The sequence below is a fragment of the Kribbella sp. NPDC048915 genome (assembly GCF_040649595.1).
In the GTDB taxonomy this organism is placed as follows: domain Bacteria; phylum Actinomycetota; class Actinomycetes; order Propionibacteriales; family Kribbellaceae; genus Kribbella.
This window is the reverse complement of sequence record NZ_JBEZFT010000031.1, coordinates 57,728-73,528: the sequence shown is the minus strand read 5'-3', so window position 1 is coordinate 73,528 and position 15,801 is coordinate 57,728. Positions and strand designations below refer to the sequence as shown.

At 69.2% G+C, this 15,801-nt stretch carries 15 protein-coding genes and 2 pseudogenes; 12 read left to right on the top strand and 5 right to left on the bottom strand.

Going from position 1 to position 15,801, the window contains the following annotated elements; all coding sequences use genetic code 11:
• Positions 1-1,232, bottom strand: a 1,232-nt coding sequence (locus AB0B82_RS18205) for a DUF222 domain-containing protein (RefSeq protein WP_360169185.1), incomplete at its 3' end; no start/stop codon positions are given.
• A 201-nt stretch (positions 1,233-1,433) separates the two neighbouring features.
• On the opposite strand from AB0B82_RS18205, the pseudogene AB0B82_RS18200 reads away from it, so the two are divergent.
• A pseudogene (locus AB0B82_RS18200) lies at positions 1,434-2,302 on the top strand (IS5 family transposase); the annotation flags it as partial.
• Here the strand turns inward: AB0B82_RS18200 and AB0B82_RS18195 are convergent.
• Positions 2,300-2,429: pseudogene (locus AB0B82_RS18195) on the bottom strand (IS110 family transposase); the annotation flags it as partial. The pseudogenes AB0B82_RS18200 and AB0B82_RS18195 sit on opposite strands and share 3 nt — an antisense overlap.
• A gap of 103 nt (positions 2,430-2,532) precedes the next feature.
• On the opposite strand from AB0B82_RS18195, the gene AB0B82_RS18190 reads away from it, so the two are divergent.
• The gene (locus AB0B82_RS18190) at positions 2,533-5,160 is read left to right on the top strand and encodes a hypothetical protein (RefSeq protein ID WP_360169182.1); all 2,628 of its coding nucleotides are present in this window, start codon (positions 2,533-2,535) and stop codon (positions 5,158-5,160) included.
• A gap of 957 nt (positions 5,161-6,117) precedes the next feature.
• On the opposite strand, the gene AB0B82_RS18185 is transcribed toward AB0B82_RS18190, so the two are convergent.
• Positions 6,118-7,104 carry an aminoglycoside phosphotransferase family protein gene (locus tag AB0B82_RS18185; RefSeq protein ID WP_360169179.1) on the bottom strand — a complete coding sequence of 329 codons (987 nt, stop codon included), beginning with the start codon at positions 7,102-7,104 and terminating at the stop codon, positions 6,118-6,120.
• Positions 7,105-7,145: 41 nt separating this feature from the next.
• On the opposite strand from AB0B82_RS18185, the gene AB0B82_RS18180 reads away from it, so the two are divergent.
• Positions 7,146-7,778, top strand: coding sequence for a flavin reductase family protein (locus AB0B82_RS18180; RefSeq protein ID WP_360169176.1), 633 nt, complete (start codon positions 7,146-7,148; stop codon positions 7,776-7,778).
• Positions 7,779-7,794: 16 nt separating this feature from the next.
• Here AB0B82_RS18180 and AB0B82_RS18175 read toward each other — a convergent pair whose 3' ends face one another.
• A complete protein-coding gene (locus AB0B82_RS18175) occupies positions 7,795-8,721 on the bottom strand; it encodes a hypothetical protein (RefSeq protein ID WP_360169173.1) in 927 nt (308 codons plus the stop codon).
• Between the two features lie 140 nt (positions 8,722-8,861).
• Here AB0B82_RS18175 and AB0B82_RS18170 point away from each other — a divergent pair, with 140 nt between their 5' ends.
• Positions 8,862-9,368 (top strand): acyl-CoA thioesterase, encoded by a 507-nt coding sequence (locus AB0B82_RS18170; protein ID WP_360169170.1) that lies wholly within the window; start codon positions 8,862-8,864, stop codon positions 9,366-9,368.
• On the top strand, positions 9,368-10,030 hold the full coding sequence (locus AB0B82_RS18165; RefSeq protein WP_360169167.1) for a potassium channel family protein: 663 nt from the start codon (positions 9,368-9,370) through the stop codon (positions 10,028-10,030). Before AB0B82_RS18170 ends, AB0B82_RS18165 begins: the two co-directional genes overlap by 1 nt.
• A 3-nt stretch (positions 10,031-10,033) precedes the next feature.
• Here AB0B82_RS18165 and AB0B82_RS18160 read toward each other — a convergent pair whose 3' ends face one another.
• Entirely contained in the window at positions 10,034-10,654 is a 621-nt protein-coding gene (locus AB0B82_RS18160; protein WP_360169164.1) for a TetR/AcrR family transcriptional regulator, read from the bottom strand.
• Positions 10,655-10,693: 39 nt separating this feature from the next.
• Between AB0B82_RS18160 and AB0B82_RS18155 the strand changes: the two genes are divergently transcribed.
• The 7 genes from AB0B82_RS18155 to AB0B82_RS18125 all read left to right on the top strand — a co-directional run bounded on the left by AB0B82_RS18155 (position 10,694) and on the right by AB0B82_RS18125 (position 15,798).
• Positions 10,694-11,758 carry a DMT family transporter gene (locus AB0B82_RS18155; protein ID WP_360169161.1) on the top strand — a complete coding sequence of 355 codons (1,065 nt, stop codon included), beginning with the start codon at positions 10,694-10,696 and terminating at the stop codon, positions 11,756-11,758.
• Complete coding sequence (locus AB0B82_RS18150) at positions 11,643-12,059, top strand: MarR family transcriptional regulator (protein ID WP_360169158.1); 417 nt, start codon at positions 11,643-11,645, stop codon at positions 12,057-12,059. Before AB0B82_RS18155 ends, AB0B82_RS18150 begins: the two co-directional genes overlap by 116 nt.
• Position 12,060: 1 nt before the next feature.
• Positions 12,061-13,326, top strand: coding sequence for a glycoside hydrolase family 3 N-terminal domain-containing protein (locus AB0B82_RS18145; protein ID WP_360169155.1), 1,266 nt, complete (start codon positions 12,061-12,063; stop codon positions 13,324-13,326).
• Positions 13,326-13,664, top strand: a complete 339-nt coding sequence (locus AB0B82_RS18140; protein WP_360169152.1) for a DUF202 domain-containing protein — start codon at positions 13,326-13,328, stop codon at positions 13,662-13,664. The genes AB0B82_RS18145 and AB0B82_RS18140 overlap by 1 nt, the downstream gene beginning before the upstream one ends.
• Before the next feature lie 52 nt (positions 13,665-13,716).
• A complete protein-coding gene (locus tag AB0B82_RS18135) occupies positions 13,717-14,025 on the top strand; it encodes a DUF202 domain-containing protein (protein ID WP_360169149.1) in 309 nt (102 codons plus the stop codon).
• Between the two features lie 139 nt (positions 14,026-14,164).
• Positions 14,165-14,797, top strand: a complete 633-nt coding sequence (locus AB0B82_RS18130) for a DUF47 family protein (protein ID WP_360169146.1) — start codon at positions 14,165-14,167, stop codon at positions 14,795-14,797.
• Between the two features lie 2 nt (positions 14,798-14,799).
• On the top strand, positions 14,800-15,798 hold the full coding sequence (locus tag AB0B82_RS18125; RefSeq protein ID WP_360169143.1) for an inorganic phosphate transporter: 999 nt from the start codon (positions 14,800-14,802) through the stop codon (positions 15,796-15,798).
• The last annotated feature ends 3 nt before the right edge of the window (positions 15,799-15,801 follow it).

Genomic DNA, 15,801 nt, shown 5'->3' with positions numbered 1-15,801 from the left:
GTGCCGGTCCCCGTGTCGGTCCCCGTGTCGGTCCCCGGGGCGGCTCCGGTGTCGGCTCCAGTGTCGGCTCCAGTGTCGGCTCCGGTGTCGGCTCCCGTGTCGGTCCCCGGGGAGGCTGCGGTGGCGTTGCCTGTGGCAGCGCGGGCGGCATCTGAGGGAGTGCTGGTGCCTGGGTGGGTGTGGGCGTTGTTCGCGGCGGGGTCCGTCGCGGCGGCCGGGTGCTCCGCAGCGTCTGCGTCCGGCGTACCGCCCGCGTCGGGTGTAGCTTGCGCGTCCGGCAGGTCCGGCGTACCCGTCACATCGGGGGAAGCCGTGCCCGGCGTACCCGCCGCATCCCGCGCAGGCGTCGTGTCCGGCGAACCCGTCGCCTCCGGCGTACGGGTCGGGTCCGGGCCACCCGTCGGGGCTGTCGTGTCTGGGGCATCTGTCGTGTTTGGGGTGCCGGTAGCGGTGGTGGCGAGGTGGCGGGCGACTTCGATCAGTTGGTGGGCGGCGGCGGGGTCGGCGATCCAGTCGATGGCTTTCGCGCGGCGCTGGTTCAGCGAGTCGGTGTCACCCAAAGCCTTCAACGCCCGAGCCAGATCATCGATGGTGGCGTCGAACCGGATCACCGCACCCGCCGCGGCCCGCACCCAGATGCGCTTCGTGCCGGCCTCATCGGACTGCGACACATACACCCCACGCGCCTTCGCCGCCGCCTCCGCGTCAGCCTGAGCCCGAGCCGGGTCAGCTTGTGCGATCGCGGCAGCGACGAGTTTCTTCAACGCACCCGGCGTGATGGTGTTGATACGGCCCGCGACACGCCGGTCCACGATCTCGGCCGCCTCCAGGGACAGGCCCAGACAGGCATGGGCGATCTTACGGGCCCGCCACACGACCGCGTCCCCACCCAGCACCGCCGCCCACACCCGCGGCAACCGATGCCGCAGGGCAAGGGCCTCGCCGAGCAGATAGGACGCGGCAACACTCGACATCCCCAGCACCGCACCCAGCTCGAGCACCGCGAACTCCGCCACCCCAGGACACCCCTCACCCCCGTACACCCGCAACCGCTCGCGACCCGGCAGCGGCAACTCACCGGCCTCCTGCCAATCGAGGACCGCGTTCCGGTCGGCGAAAGCCAACGCCGCGCGCAGGATGCCGACCTCGGCCTGTTCACGGATCTGGGCGTACTCGGCCGCCGCGGACAGCAGGTCCGCGGTGTCGAGCTCATCCAGATCCGATTCGAACATGTGTTCTAGTGTAGGTCACGAGACGATCACACACAAGTCAGCTCCGGGCCCAACAGTCCTTATTTACAAGGCGATTCACACCTGCGCGAGGTGAGCGGCTACCAGCGAAGCACCCGCGCACTCTAAGCAGGCAGCCTCCTCAGCGTGACTAGGGCGTGTGTCCTGCGGATCGGTTGGGGTGGTGTTACGGATGATGCTGGTGTGGTTGGTCGTGGAGAGCTGACAGATCGTGCCTGGGACCGGATCGCGCCGTTGCTCCCGCCGACAGGCGGGCGTGGTGGTCGTTGGCGGGATCACCGTCAGGTGATCAACGCGATCTTGTGGAAGTTGCGGACCGGGGCTCCCTGGCGTGATCTGCCGGATCGGTACGGGCCGTGGAAGACCGCCCATGAACGGCTTCGGAGGTGGACCGCGGACAGCACCTGGGACCGGATCCTCGACGAGGCGATCGTCAAGGACGACTCGGTCGGACAGGTCGAGTGGATCGTGTCGGTGGACTCCAGCGTGGTCCGGGCGCACCAGCATGCCGCTGGCGCCCGGAAAAAGGGGGATGCACCACCGAATGGGTCGAAGCACTCGCAGTCGACGGCGAAGCGATCGGCCGGTCCCGTGGCGGGCTGAGCAGCAAGATCCACCTCGCCGTGGACGGGCGAGGGCTGCCGATGCGCACGATCCTCACTGCCGGGCAGGCCGGCCACAACCCGCAACTGCTGCCGCTGCTGAACGGCATCAGCATCCGCCGGGCCGGACCCGGCCGGCCACGCACCCGGCCCGAAGAAGTGCGCGCCGACAAGGCCTACTCCCACCCCTCGACCCGGAAAGCCCTCCGCATCAAAGGCATCCGGTTCACCTGCCCCGAACGCAGCGACCAGATCGCCTACCGCGCCACCAAGGGATCACACGGCGGCCGGCCACCGGCCTTCGACGCCGACAGCTACACGCAGCGCAACACCGTCGAACGCTGCTTCAACCGGCTCAAACAGTTCCGAAATCTCGCCACCCGCTACGCCGAACGCGCCGCCTACTACCGCGCCGAACTCACCATCACCGCCATCATCGTCTGGCTCCGCAACGATCCGCAGGACAAGGCCTAGCCACGTCGATGTCCAGGTCGCAGGCGACGGTGACCGCGAGTGCGCCGATCGAGGCCGGCTGGTCGACCACCACCAACACACGACCAGGCGCCGTCAGCAGTTGCAGGGGCTTGCTTGCCGCAAGTTTTCCCGCGTCGAGTCTGTGTGGTTACACGAAGAAGGGCACGGGGAGGAATCTCCTTGTATATAAGGGATCGTGTTACCGAATGGGTTTGCGTGTGACCATCCCGCGACCTACACTAGAACACATGTTCGACTGTGATCTGGATGAGCTCGACACCGCGGACCTGCTGGCCGCGGCGGCCGAGTTCGCCCAGGTCCGGGAGCAGGCCGAGGTCGGGATCCTGCGCGCGGCGCTGGCGTTCGCCGACCGCAACTCGGTGGTCGCGTGGCAGGAAGCCGGTGAACTGCCGGTGCCGGGTAACGAGCGGTTGAAGGTGTACGGCGGTGAGGGCTGTCCGGGGGTGGCGGAGTTCGCGGTGCTCGAGCTGGGCGCCGTGCTCGGCATCTCCAGTGGTGCCGCGTCCTCCTTGATCGGCGAAGCGCTCGCGTTGCGGCACCGGCTGCCGCACGTGTGGGCCGCGGTGCTGGGCGGGGACGCGATCGCGTGGCGGGCCCGCAAGATCGCCCACGCCTGCCTGAGCCTGTCGATGGAGGCCGCCGAGATCGTGGACCGGCGGGTCGTGGGCCGGATCAACACCATCACACCGTGGTCGTTGAAGAAGCTCGTCACCGCCGCGATCGCACAAGCCGACCCGGCCAAAGCCCAGGCAGCCGCCGAGGCCGCGGCGAAAACCCGCGGGGTGTTCGTGTCGCAGTCCGACGAGGACGGCACCAAACGGATCTGGGTCCGCGCCGCCGCCGGCGCGGTGATCCGCTTCGACGCCACCATCGACGACCTCGCCCGAGCCCTGAAGGCGCTGGGTGACACCGACTCGCTGAACCAGCGCCGTGCGAAGGCGATCGACTGGATCGCCGACCCGGCTGCCGCGCACCAGTTGATCGAGGTCGCCCGCCACCTGGCCACCACCCAAGCCGCCGCAAACCCCACCGCGAGCGACGCCCACACCCCCACAGACACCCACACTCCCACAGGCACCGCAGGCACCGCAGGCACCGCAGGCACCGCAGGCACCGCAGGCACCGCCGGTGCCGCCGGTGCTGGCGGTGCTGGCGCAGGCAACGACACCGGAGCCGACCCGGGAACTGACCCGGGAACTGACCCGGGAGCCGACCCGGGGACTGCCCTGGGAGCCGCCCCGGCCGCGGAAGCCACGTCGCCGAGCGCGTCCAGCGCGTCCAGTACGGGCGGCGCGTCGAGCACGGGCGGAGCGTCGAGCACGGGCGGCGCGTCGAGCACGGGCGGAGCGTCGAGCACGTGCGGTGTGTCCGGCGCGGGCGGCACGCGCGCCATCGCCGAGCCGTTCGATGAGGAACACGCCCGCCTCGAAGAGGCGCACCTGATGGACACCCACGGCTGGGAACCCACGCCCACCGACACTCTGTGGCAGCCCCCGCTCGACGACGCCTTCGCCACCACCCAGCCCACACCCCAGGAGCCTGGCCGCTCCGACTGGGGCATCGATTGGGACGCCGACGACGACGCGGAAGCCGGCGCGACTCACAGCGCGGCTCACGGCGCGGCTCACGGCGCGGCTCACGGCGCGGATCACGGCGCGGATCACGGCGCGGATCAGGGCGTCGCGGTGGACGAGGATGCGTTCACCCGGCGCGGCATGGCCGCCACCCTTGCCGCCCGACTGGCCGCGATCAAACGCGACGCGCACCGCACCGGCCTCGGCGCCGGCACACGTTCGCGGGCCCGGCACACCGTGTATGTGCATCTGACCGACCACACCCTGGCCACCGGCACCGGGGTGCTGCGCGTCGAGGAACTCGGACCGCAACTTGCCACTCAGTTGACCGAGTTGCTCGGTCACGACCATTTCGTGGTCAAGCCGGTGATCGACCTGCACGACCAGGTCAGCGTGCACAGCTACGAGATTCCGGACCGGATCCGGGAACGGGTCCGGTTGCGGCATCCGGTGGACATGTTCCCGTTCAGCGGCGCCGAGGCCACTGTGCGGATGGATCAGGACCACATCGTCCCGTACGACCACGCGAACACCCCGCGCCGACCACCCGACACCACACCAGCCGCAATGGCACCGCCACCACCGCCCGCACCCAAGGCACCCGTCTGCCCACCAGCCCCACCGCCAACCACGACCCCGGAGCACCCGGAGCACCCGGCGAGCCCGGAGCACCCGGCGAGCCCGGAGCACCCGGCGAGCCCGGAGCGCCCGGACGGCCCCGTGCGCCCTGTGGCCCCGGCGCGTCCATTGCCCAGGCTGGCGGCACCGGCGCGGCCGGTGCGCGCTTCGACACGCCCGCCGGCCCGTACCGGCGAATCCGTCCGACCCCCACACCCCAACCGCACCGCAAGGCCGAATCGCTCCGACCGCCTCGAGCGTCCCGGCCGCACTGCGGAGCCGGAGCGCACCGCGGGGTCGGATCCCACGGCGGGGTCGGATCCCGCGGCGGGGTCGGATCGCGCGGCGGGGTCGGATCGCGCCGGGCAACTCGGGGACACCGGGCATGTCGGGGACGCCGGGCGCGCGGACCAGACCGGGGCGCCTGGGCAGACCAGTGTCGACAACCTCATCCCGCAAGGACGGCTCCACCACCGCGCCAAAACCTTCGGCGGATGGCGGAATCGGCGCCTGCCCGGCGGCGGGATCGAATGGTCCAGCCCGCACGGGTTCCGGTTCCTCGTCGACCACCGGGGTACCCACCCCCTCCCGCGCAGGCCCAAGACTCCACCGACCACTTGAACCCGCCGGCTACGGCCACGGGTGAAGCCCGCAACCCTGCAACCGCGGAGACTTGAGGTTGATTGTTTGCTCGGCGGCTCTCGCTGGTCGGCTGACGAACTCGTTCCGAGTCCGGGGTCAGGGCCGACCGCGATCACCCGTGGCGAGTCCGTAGGCGATGGGGGAACGCACGCGGAGCGCGGAGTGACGGAGTTCGTGGTTTGTACTCCTCAACCCAGGCTGCGACCCGGCTGCGAGCCCGAGCTGCGGTGCCGATCAGCCAGCGCGTGCGGGACGCCCATGCTGGGCCCTGTCAGCGGCGATGAAGTTCATGCGGAACGACAACCGCCGCGGCGGCGTGCCTGCGGCTACGGCTACCGGCCAGCCCGCGCGCCCGCGTTGCTGCCCGGCCCGACCAGCGTCTCCGGCGGGGGCCGTCGTCCGGCGGGGCGACGGGCGCACGCAGGGACAGCGCGGCACGCCGCTACCTGCCAGAACCGGTGCTGGTCATATCCGGCGCTCGATGACGATCCGCAAGGCGTTGTGGGCTCGCGTCCTTCGGCCCCAGAGGGCCGCTGAACGCTGCGCACCTCACGCGCCATCGACAGCTCCGCGTTCTCCCGGCGCTGCTGAGGTAGTTCAGCCTGTTAGTCGTCGTCACTCAACGCCACGCCCCGTCACCACCGTGCGCCAGCGCGTCCGGAACCCCAGTTCGCCGACCTGGTGGTGTTCATGCCCAGGTCGCACCGTGGTCCCGCGTGTGCGGAACCCGATCACCAACGTGCGCTGGCCCCGTCCCGGACCACCCAGTCGCCGACGACCGCCCGCTTGTCCCTGGCCGCCCCAGTTGGACGATGAGCCTTCGGTCAAGGAGGCGCGGCTCGATGCTCACCAGCGTGGTGTCATGCAGGCGTACCGGGCACGCCGCCGGCGGTCCAGAACTCGTACCAACTGTCGCACGAGCCCTTGCCCTCCTGGCTAGGTCAGCGTGGACCACGGTGGGGGTGGGTTGGTGGTGAAGAAGTGGACGATGTTCAGAAGGCGGCTGGCGGTGGGGGCGGTCCAGTGGCGTTGGTCGGGCCAGGGCGGAGCAGGCAGTCTGGCGAGGGCCCATGACAGATGGAACCAGAGGGTGGCGGCGGCCAGCTCTGTCTCGGACTCGCCGGCACTACCCAGCGGGATCTCTGGGGACTTGGCGTGGCGGATGTAGTCGGGGAGGAGACGGGCTACCTGCGTGAGGGGGAGTTTGGCGAAGTCCATGGCGCGTGGAGCCCAGGCCGTGTCGCCCCAGTCGATCAGCGCTTCCAGCTCGCCGTCGGAGTTGACGAGAAGGTTGTGGGCGGCAACGTCTCCGTGGATCAGGACCTTCGGCCGGCCTCGGTCGAACCGGTCGGCGAGCCGGTGGAACCACGCGGTCAGCCAGTCGGCGGTGGCCAGGTCGACATAGCCGCGGTCGGCGAGGTCGTCGATGGTGCGCCACGGATCACCCCAATCGTCCACGGGCGGCGCGCCCAGGGCGGCCAGGTCGGCCGCGGTGTAGTCACTGGCTGCAGAAGGTTTCAGTTGGAGCTGGTGGAGGAGCGCAAGTTGCTCGGCGAGGTCGGCAGGGATGTCGGTGGGTTCGGTGCCGTGGATGCGTTCGGTCACGATGTAGGGCGCGCCGATCAGCGCGTCGGTGGTGTCGTAGTCGACGACAGGCGGTGTGCGGACGCCGACGGAGCGGGCCGCGGGCACGACGTGAACTTCTCTGGAGAGGTTGGACTCGTACCCAGGACGGGCGATTCGGAGGAAGAGGCACTCACCGAGGACGAACGCCTGGTTGGCCACGCCACCTGCAACCTCCTCGACATCGTCGGGCGCAACACCATGCCTCCGCGCTACAGCGGCAGCCTGGCTCAGGACGTCGGAATGGGCAGTCACGTTATAGCCTCTCGTCGGTGAACAGGCCGGGGTCGATTCGACCATCCAGCGGCCGGTGGTGCCAGTGGGTTTGATGTACTGCGGGTGTGCGTGTTGATGTGGATCCGGAGGCGGCCGGGCGGCGGGCGTTCTATGCGCTGCTGAACTCGGTGGTGGTGCCGCGGCCGATTGCGTGGGTGTCCAGCCGGTCGGCGGACGGGGTGCTGAACTTGGCGCCGCACTCGTTCTTCACCGTGGCATCGGTGCAGCCGCCGATGGTGCAGTTCACGTCGGTAGGTCGCAAGGACAGCTTGAACAACGTCGAGGCGACCGGCGAGTTCGTGGTGAACTTCGCCGCCGAGAGCCGCTACGAGCAGATCAACGCGTCGGCCACGAACTTCCCGCCGGAGATCTCCGAGTTCGAGGCGATCGGTGTGACCGCGGAACCGTCCCGGACGGTCGCCGTACCGCGGGTCGCCGAGTCTCCCGTGGCGCTGGAGTGCACGCTGCACACCACCCTCCCGCTCGGCGACTGCACGCTGGTCATCGGACAGGTCCGGAACCTCGCGATCGACCCCGCGGTGCTGGACGGCGATCATCCTGACATCCAGCGTCTGCGGCCGCTCGCTCGGCTCGGCAAGGACGAGTGGTCGACGATCGGCGAGGTCCGCTCGATCTCGAGGATCCGCTTCGCCGACTGGCCTGGTCATTTCACACCTCCGGCGAGTACGCAGCAGTAGTTGCCCAGAGCATCGGTCACTCCCGGGTGGCGAGGAGTTTGGTGAGGCTCTCGAGCTCGGGGGAAAGTCGGAGCGGCGTGTGGTCGGGGAGCACGGTCGTGGCGGGATGCCAAGTGAGGTCGGGCGTCACCAGGTAGACGTCCGAGGACAGCGGTCCCGGCTCGCGGGAGTGGCAGCGCGCGGCGACGTTCAACAACAGCCCGAGCGCTGGGATGACCGTCAGATCCTCGATCACGTGCAGCAGCAGCGTGTCCCGGGCCGGGACCGCGGCAAGCAGCCCATGTGGCGCCTGCTCCACGCCCAGAGACTCACGGAGCACGGTGTCGAGCACCAGTGCGCGTGATGCCGCGAAGGGTGTTCCGGTCACGACGGCGAGGCGTACGTCGTCGTGTTCGACGTACTCCACGTCGTCCCGGAGGCGTCGGAGATTGGCGAGGCCGAAGCGTTCTGCGTCGGGCCAGGCGAGGCCCAGGTCAGCGGGCTGGAGATACATGGTCACGATGCCGCCTGCCTCGGCGGACGGTACGGAGATCAGACCGGGCAGGAAGTCGGGACGGTCCGCTGTCCACTCCGGCGGCAGCGCGTCGCGGGGGACCAGTCGTTGGATGAGCTCACGTTCGGGGTCGGCCGGCGGGGCCGGTTGGCCTTGCCGGAGTTGCTCGAGAATCTGCTCGAAATGCTGCTGGATCACCAACTGCCAGTCGTTCTCGTCGAAGTGGGACAAGATCCTGGCCAGGTTGCTGAGCCCGAGGACCGGCGTGGCGGCGGACGGGTCGGCGGGCACCAGCGCGGGGCCGCCTCGGTAACAGACGGACAGCCCGAGCTCGGCCGCGGTACGCAGCGCAAGGTGCACGAGCCGATCCGCCTGTCTGCTCGACAACGGCGGCAGCGGGCTGGTCGAGAAGTCATTGCTCTCGGCACATTCGGTGGTTTCGGTGGGCATTGTCGGACCTCCTAGTCGGCAGAGAAGGTACGAGGATCGACTCGCCGCGGAACACGCGAATCCGCACCTGTGGACAACAGCCGTGGACGAGCGGGCGGGATACGCTGCCGCAGATCAGGCGGACAGTTGAAGGAGCGTGCATGACCACCAGCCCGCAGTCGCGGCCGACCTCGGAGACGCGGTTGTCGCTGTCGCACATCACCGCGCAGAACGAGACGAACCTGCTCGGCACCGTGCACGGCGGCGTGATCATGACGCTGGCCGACTCGGTCGCAGGGGTGGTCGCGGCGCGGCACTCCGGCGGCCCGGCGGTCACGGCGTCGATGGACGAAATGGTGTTCCTCGTCCCGGTACGCGTCGGCGACGTCGTGCACTTCAGCGGTCAGGTCAACTGGACCGGGCGCAGTTCGATGGAGGTCGGGGTACGGATCACCGCCGATCGGTGGGACTCGGTCGGTCCAGAGGTTCACGTCGCGTCGGCGTACCTGGTGTTCGTGGCGGTCGACGAAGCGGGGAAGCCGCGCACCGTTCCGCAGGTCGTACCCGAGACCGACGAGGATCGGCGGCGGTTGCGCGAAGCTGAAATCCGCCGCAGCCACCGGCTGGCCCGCCGGGCCGCGATCATCGCGTCCCGCGAGGAGTCCTGATGGGCGTCGTGAGCTACGCACGGCGGAATCCGTCCGCGGTCCTGCTCCTCGTCCAGTTGCTCGGCGTGGTCGTCTACCCGGCGATGGAGGGGTCACGCTCCGGCCGCGTCGCGTTCGAGATCCTCGGCATCTTCGTGCTCGTGCTCGCCGTGTTCTCGGTGCGTGCGACGCCGGGGCTCACCTGGGTCAGCATCTGCCTCGGCGTTCCGGCGGTGACGCTGTCGTTGGTCGACGCGTTCAATCCGACCGATCCGGTCGAGGCGATCTCGGGCGTGTTGCACGCGGCGTTCTACTTCTACACGGCGTACAGCCTGCTCCGATACATGCTGTCCGACCACGAAGTCACCGTCGACGAACTGTTCGCGACCGGCGCCACCTTCACCGTGGTGGCCTGGGGATTCGCCTATCTGTACGGGTTCGTCCAGGTCCTCGTCCCCGGCAGCTTCACCGCGGCCGTTGCCGCGGACAACCAGCGGACCTGGACCGAGTTGCTGTTCCTCAGCTTCACCACACTGTCCAGTACCGGTCTGAGCGACATCATTCCGGTCACGTCCTGGGGTCGCTCGGTGGTCATGCTCGAGCAGCTCGCCGGCCTCGGGTACGTCGCGATGGTGGTCTCGCGCCTCGTCGGTCTCACGATCACGCGACGCAGCCGGACGTAGCGATCAGACCCGCGGCCAGCCGGCCAGCAGATCGGCGGCCGCCCGGGCCGCGACCTCCGGAGCCGTGGTCATCGCGGCCACCCGGTAGCTGACCAGTGCACCTTCGTGGAGCAGCAACAGCCGATCGGCCAGCTCGCCGGTCGCTGCGAACCCGGCCGCCTTGGCCTGGGCCTCGAACTCCGCGCGCATCCACCGCTTCTGCCCGACGATCACCGGCATCGCCGGATGGTCCGGCGCGGCCAGCTCGACGCTCGCGTTGATGAACCCGCACCCGTTGCGCGAGCCCGCCAACCAGTCCGTCAGCGCGGCGAACAGCGCGAGGATCACCTCCTCGGGCGTGGCCGGCTGCCGCTGCGCCAATTGCTCGTCCAGGAACGCGTGCCAGGCCCGGTCCCGCCGCTCGAGGTACGCCGCGATCAGCCGGTCCTTCGATCCGAACCGGTCGTACAACGTCTTCTTCGTCACGTCCGCGGCCGCGGCGATCGCGTCGACGCCGACGGTCCGGATCCCCTGCTCGTAGAACAACGTCGACGCGGCCGCCAGGATCCGCTCCCCGGCCGGGGTCAGCCGGGGAGCCGGCGGCACCCGCCGGTCGACGATCAGTCTCACCTGCTGGTCGAGCATACTGACAGTATACCGACCGGTGTGGTTACTGTCGATGTCATGACCAAACGCAAGGCCGTGACGCTGGCCGTCGGCACCGGATTCGTCGTGTTCTGGAGTTGCGGCTTCATCGGCGCGCGCTGGGGGACGGAGTACACCAACGCATTCGACCTGCTGGCTTGGCGCTTCCTGCTCGCCGGGGCGATCTCGGCCGTGGTGCTGGCGATCCGCAGGCCGCGGATCTCGCGCCGCGACCTGATCACCCAACTCTGGATCGCGGTCCTCACCCAGTTCGTCTATCTGGGGCTGATCTTCACCGGAATCGAGCACGGCATCAGCGCCGGGGTCACCGCTCTCATCGGCTCGCTGCAACCGATCCTGATCGCGACCGTCGCCGGACCGCTGCTCGGCGAGCGGGTGAGCCCACGCCAGTGGCTGGGCCTGGTCATCGGCGTCGGCGGCGTCGCGCTGGTCGTGGCCGACGACATCGGCGCCGGTCACGGGTCGCTCCTGCTCTTCCTGGTGCCGTTCGGCGGTCTGCTCGGCATGGTCGCGGGCACCTGCCTGGATCGCTACCGGAAGCCGTCGCTCACCTCACTGGACGCACTCGCAGTGCAGAGTCTCGTGTCGGCGTTCCTCTTCACCGCCTTCGCTGCGGCGACGCAACAGCTGTCGGTACCGCGCGAACCGGGCTTCTACGGCGCCGTCCTCTGGCTGGTGCTGCTGGCGACGGGTGGCGGCTGGGGGCTGTACCTGGTCAACCTGAAGCTTTCCGGCGCAACACGGATCAGTTCGCTGCTGTACCTGGTGCCGCCGACCACGATGGTGTTCGCGTTCCTGCTGTTCCACGAGACGATCGGTGGGCTCGCCGTCGTGGGCATGCTGGTGTGCGCGGCCGCGGTACTGCTGATCCGGCTCGGTCAGCAAGTACTCTGCGGGGATGGTGGAACCTCGGTGGCTGAACGAGCAGGAAAGTCACGCCTGGCGCGCGTACATCGCGGCGCAACGCGTGGTGAGCAGCCGGATCGAGCAGCAGTTGCAGCGCGACGCCGGAATCCCGCACACGTACTACGAGATCCTTGTCCGACTGTCCGAGGCGCCGGACAACCGGTTGCGGATGAGTGAACTGGCAGTCGCCACCCAGGGCTCGCGGAGCCGCCTCTCGCATGCGGTCAACCGGCTCGAGCAGAACGGCTGGGTGAAACGCGAGGGCATCGAGTCCGACCGTCGCGGTCAGGTCGCGATCCTCACCGACCTCGGCCGGCAGAAGCTGGTCGACACCGCCCCCGGTCATGTCGAGGAAGTCCGCCGGGCGATCTTCGACGCGCTCACGCCCGAGCAGGTCGAGAACCTGTACGACGTGTGCGCGACGCTCGCTCGCCACTCGGGGGACACGGTCGACCGCGCGGCCTGGGAGCGGAACTGAGATGAGGTCCCCGGTCGCGCTGATCGCGCTGACTGTCCTGGTCGTCGCCGGCTGCGCCGACAGCAGCGCCCCGACCGCGGGCCCGAGTACCGCGCCGTCGTCCACCGTCCCCACGACCGCGGAACCGACCACACCCAGCCGACCGACGACCACGCCTCCCCAGAGCACGCAGCCGGCCACCACGCCACCGCCGGCACCGCCGACCACCAAGCCCACTGCGACCCGTACGGCGAGCTGCGTCGACCAGAAGCTCAAGACTCTCACGCTGCGGGAACAGGCCGCCCAGCTGATCATGACCGGCATCAACGCCAGCGGTATGACGTCCGCCCAGCGTGTCGTCGTACAGCAGCAGAAGTCCGGCAGCGTCGTCCTGCTCGGCAGCAGCGGCGGCCTCGCGAACACCCGGACCGCGACCGCGGAGGTGACCTCGGCGGGGACGGTGAAGGGCATCCGCCCGTTCATTGCCGCCGACCAGGAGGGCGGCCAGATCCAGCGCCTCAAAGGCTCAGGCTTCGACCGCATCCCCGCGGCCACGGTCCAAAGCGGCTGGTCGAGTTCCAAGCTGACCGCGCAGGCGCAGCAGTGGGGCCGTCAGCTGAAGCAGGCCGGCGTCAACGTCGACCTCGCGCCGGTCGCCGACGTCGTACCGAACTCGCTCAAGTCGAGCAATGCGCCGATCGGCCAGCTCGACCGCGAGTACGGCAATACGCCCGCGGAAGCCGCCCGCGGCGTGCGCGCCTTCGTCCAAGGCATGAACAAGGCCGGGATCGCGACCTCGGTGAAGCACTTCCCCGGACTCGGGCGGGTTCGCGGCAACACCGACTTCTCGGCGGGGGTCGTCGACAACGTCACGGTCCGCGGCGACGCCGACCTGCAGCCGTTCGCGGCGGGCGTCGAGGCCGGCACGTCGATGGTGATGATCTCGACCGCGACGTACACCAAGATCGACCCGAAGAACCGCGCCGTGTTCTCGCCCACGGTCATTCAGGGCATGGTCCGGGGCGATCTGGGCTGGCGCGGCGTCGTGATCACCGACGACGTGGGCGCGGCCGCGGAAGTGGCCTCGGTGCCGGTCGGTGACCGTGCGACCCGCTTCGTCGCGGCCGGCGGCGACATCGTCATCAACGCCAAGCCCGGGCTGACCGCCACGATGGTCGATGCGCTGGTGACCGAGGCCGAGCAGAACCCGAAGTTCGCCGCGCAACTGACGAGCAGCGTCCGCCGCGTGCTGACCCTGAAGCAGGACCAGGGACTGGTGAGTTGCTGATGAGCGAGACCGAGCAGGAGCCGGACTACCGCTTCACGCTCGCCAACGAACGTACGTATCTGGCCTATCTGCGGACATCGCTCGCCTGCTACGCGGGCGGGCTGTCCGCGGTACAGTTCCTCGACCTCGGCCCCGACCGCCTGGTGGCGCGGATCATCGGTGTGATCCTGGTGGCCGCCGGGATCGCCACGACGGCAGGCGCTTTCCGGCGTTGGCAGCTCAATCTGATCGCTATGCGTCGCGGCGGGCCACTCCCGGTGACGAAGCTACCGTTGGTGCTGGGGGCAACGATCGCGGTGGTCGGCCTGATCGGCCTGCTGTTCTCGCTCTGGCGTTGACGCCGGAACCGGTCCAGATCAGACGAATCTGACGAATCAGGCGAATGTGGGAATGAGCACACCCGATCCGGGACTACAACCCGAGCGAACCCTGCTGGCCTGGCGGCGGACCGCCCTCGGACTGATCGCCAACGGCGTCCTGCTGCTTGCCTCCGGCCACGGTTCGTCCGACGTCCGGACCGGTCTCGGAATCGTCGTTCTCGTGCTCGCTTTGGGCTGCTGGGCCGCCGTGAGCGCCGTTTACCGGCGGGCCGGCGGGGCCGCCGTGCACACCTTGGCGCGGCACGGCGTACTGCGCGTCGCGGCCGGTCTGGTGCTCGTCGTCGGGCTCTTCGACCTGTACGCCGTGATCACCCGCTGAAACCGATCGGTCACCAATCGTGCGGCGCCTCGCGGCGAAGTTCATCCCGACGCGGTACGTTGACCTGGCGGATGCAAGGTCAACGGTCCGTTCCCCCTAGCATGTTCACGGTTTGTCCCTCGTTCATCCGGAGCTTGAAGTGCCGTTACGTCTGCGTCCGAACGACCCGACGTTCTACGACCTTTTCACCGAGTCCGCCAACCATCTGGTGGAAGGATCCAGGATCCTGGCCGAGTTGCTCGGCAGTACGGCGGGGTCCGGGCTCTCCGCGAGCCATCAGATCGCCGCCCAGATGAAGGACGCCGAACACGCGGCCGACGAGACCACCCACTCGATCATTCGCCGGGTGAACTCGACCTTCGTCACCCCGTTCGACCGGGAGGACATCTACCGGTTGGCGTCCGACCTCGACGACGTCATGGACTTCATGGAGGAGGCGGTGGACACCATCCACCTCTTCAACCTGGAGAAGCTGCCGGAGGAGATCGCCGAGCAGATCGAGGTCCTCCAGCGCGCCGCCCAGCTGACCGCCGAGACGATGCCCCGGCTGCGCACCATGAAGGATCTGGCCGAGTACTGGATCGAGATCAACCGGCTGGAGAACACCGGTGACGCGGTCCACCGGCGGCTGATCGCCAAGCTGTTCAGCGGTGAGTTCGAAGCCCTGACGGTGATGAAGCTGAAGACCGTGGTCGACCTGCTGGAGGCCGCGATCGACGCCTTCGAGCACGTCGCCAACACGGTCGAGCAGATCGCGGTCAAGGAGAGCTGAGCGTGGAGCTCGCGCTCGTCGTCGCGGTCGTCGTCATCGCGCTGATCTTCGACTACACCAACGGCTTCCACGACGCCGCCAACGCGATCGCGACCTCGGTGTCGACGCGGGCGCTGACGCCGCGGATCGCGCTGCTGATGGCGGCGGTGATGAACTTCCTCGGCGCCTTCCTCGGTACCGAGGTGGCCGACACCGTCGGCAAGGGCATCATCAGCGCGCCCACCGGGCAGCACGGCCTGGTGATCGTGCTGGCCGCGCTGGTCGGCGCCATCACCTGGAACCTGATCACCTGGTACTTCGGCCTGCCCAGCTCGTCGTCGCACGCGCTGATCGGCGGCCTGGTCGGCGCGGGCCTCGCGTCGGCCAGCACGGTGCTCTGGTCGGGGATCCTCGACAAGGTCGTCATCCCGATGGTGCTGTCGCCCGCGATCGGGTTCCTCGGCGCGTTCCTGCTGATGACCGCGATCCTGTGGATCTTCCGCAACAGCAACCCCGGCCGGACCACCCGCGGCTTCCGGCTGGCGCAGTCGCTGTCGGCGGCCGCGATGGCGCTCGGGCACGGTCTGCAGGACGCCCAGAAGACGATGGGCGTGATCTTCCTGGCGCTGCTCACCACCGGCCACGTGAGCCCGGACGACGGCATCCCGATCTGGGTCAAGCTGAGCGCCGCGACGGCGATCTCGCTCGGGACGTACTCCGGCGGCTGGCGGATCATGCGTACCCTCGGCCGGCGGATCATCCACCTGGACCCGGCCCGCGGGTTCGCGTCCGAGGCGATTGCCGCCGGTGTGCTGTACGTGATGGCCATCGGGCTGCACGCGCCCGTCTCGACCACCCACACGATCACGTCCGCGGTGATGGGCTCCGGCGCCACCAAGCGGCTGTCCGCGGTCCGCTGGGGGGTCGCCAAGGGCATCGTGATGGCGTGGGTGCTGACCATCCCCGCCGCCGGTGTGGTCGCGGCCGGGGTCTACGGCCTCGCCCACCTCGTCCTCGAGTAGGCC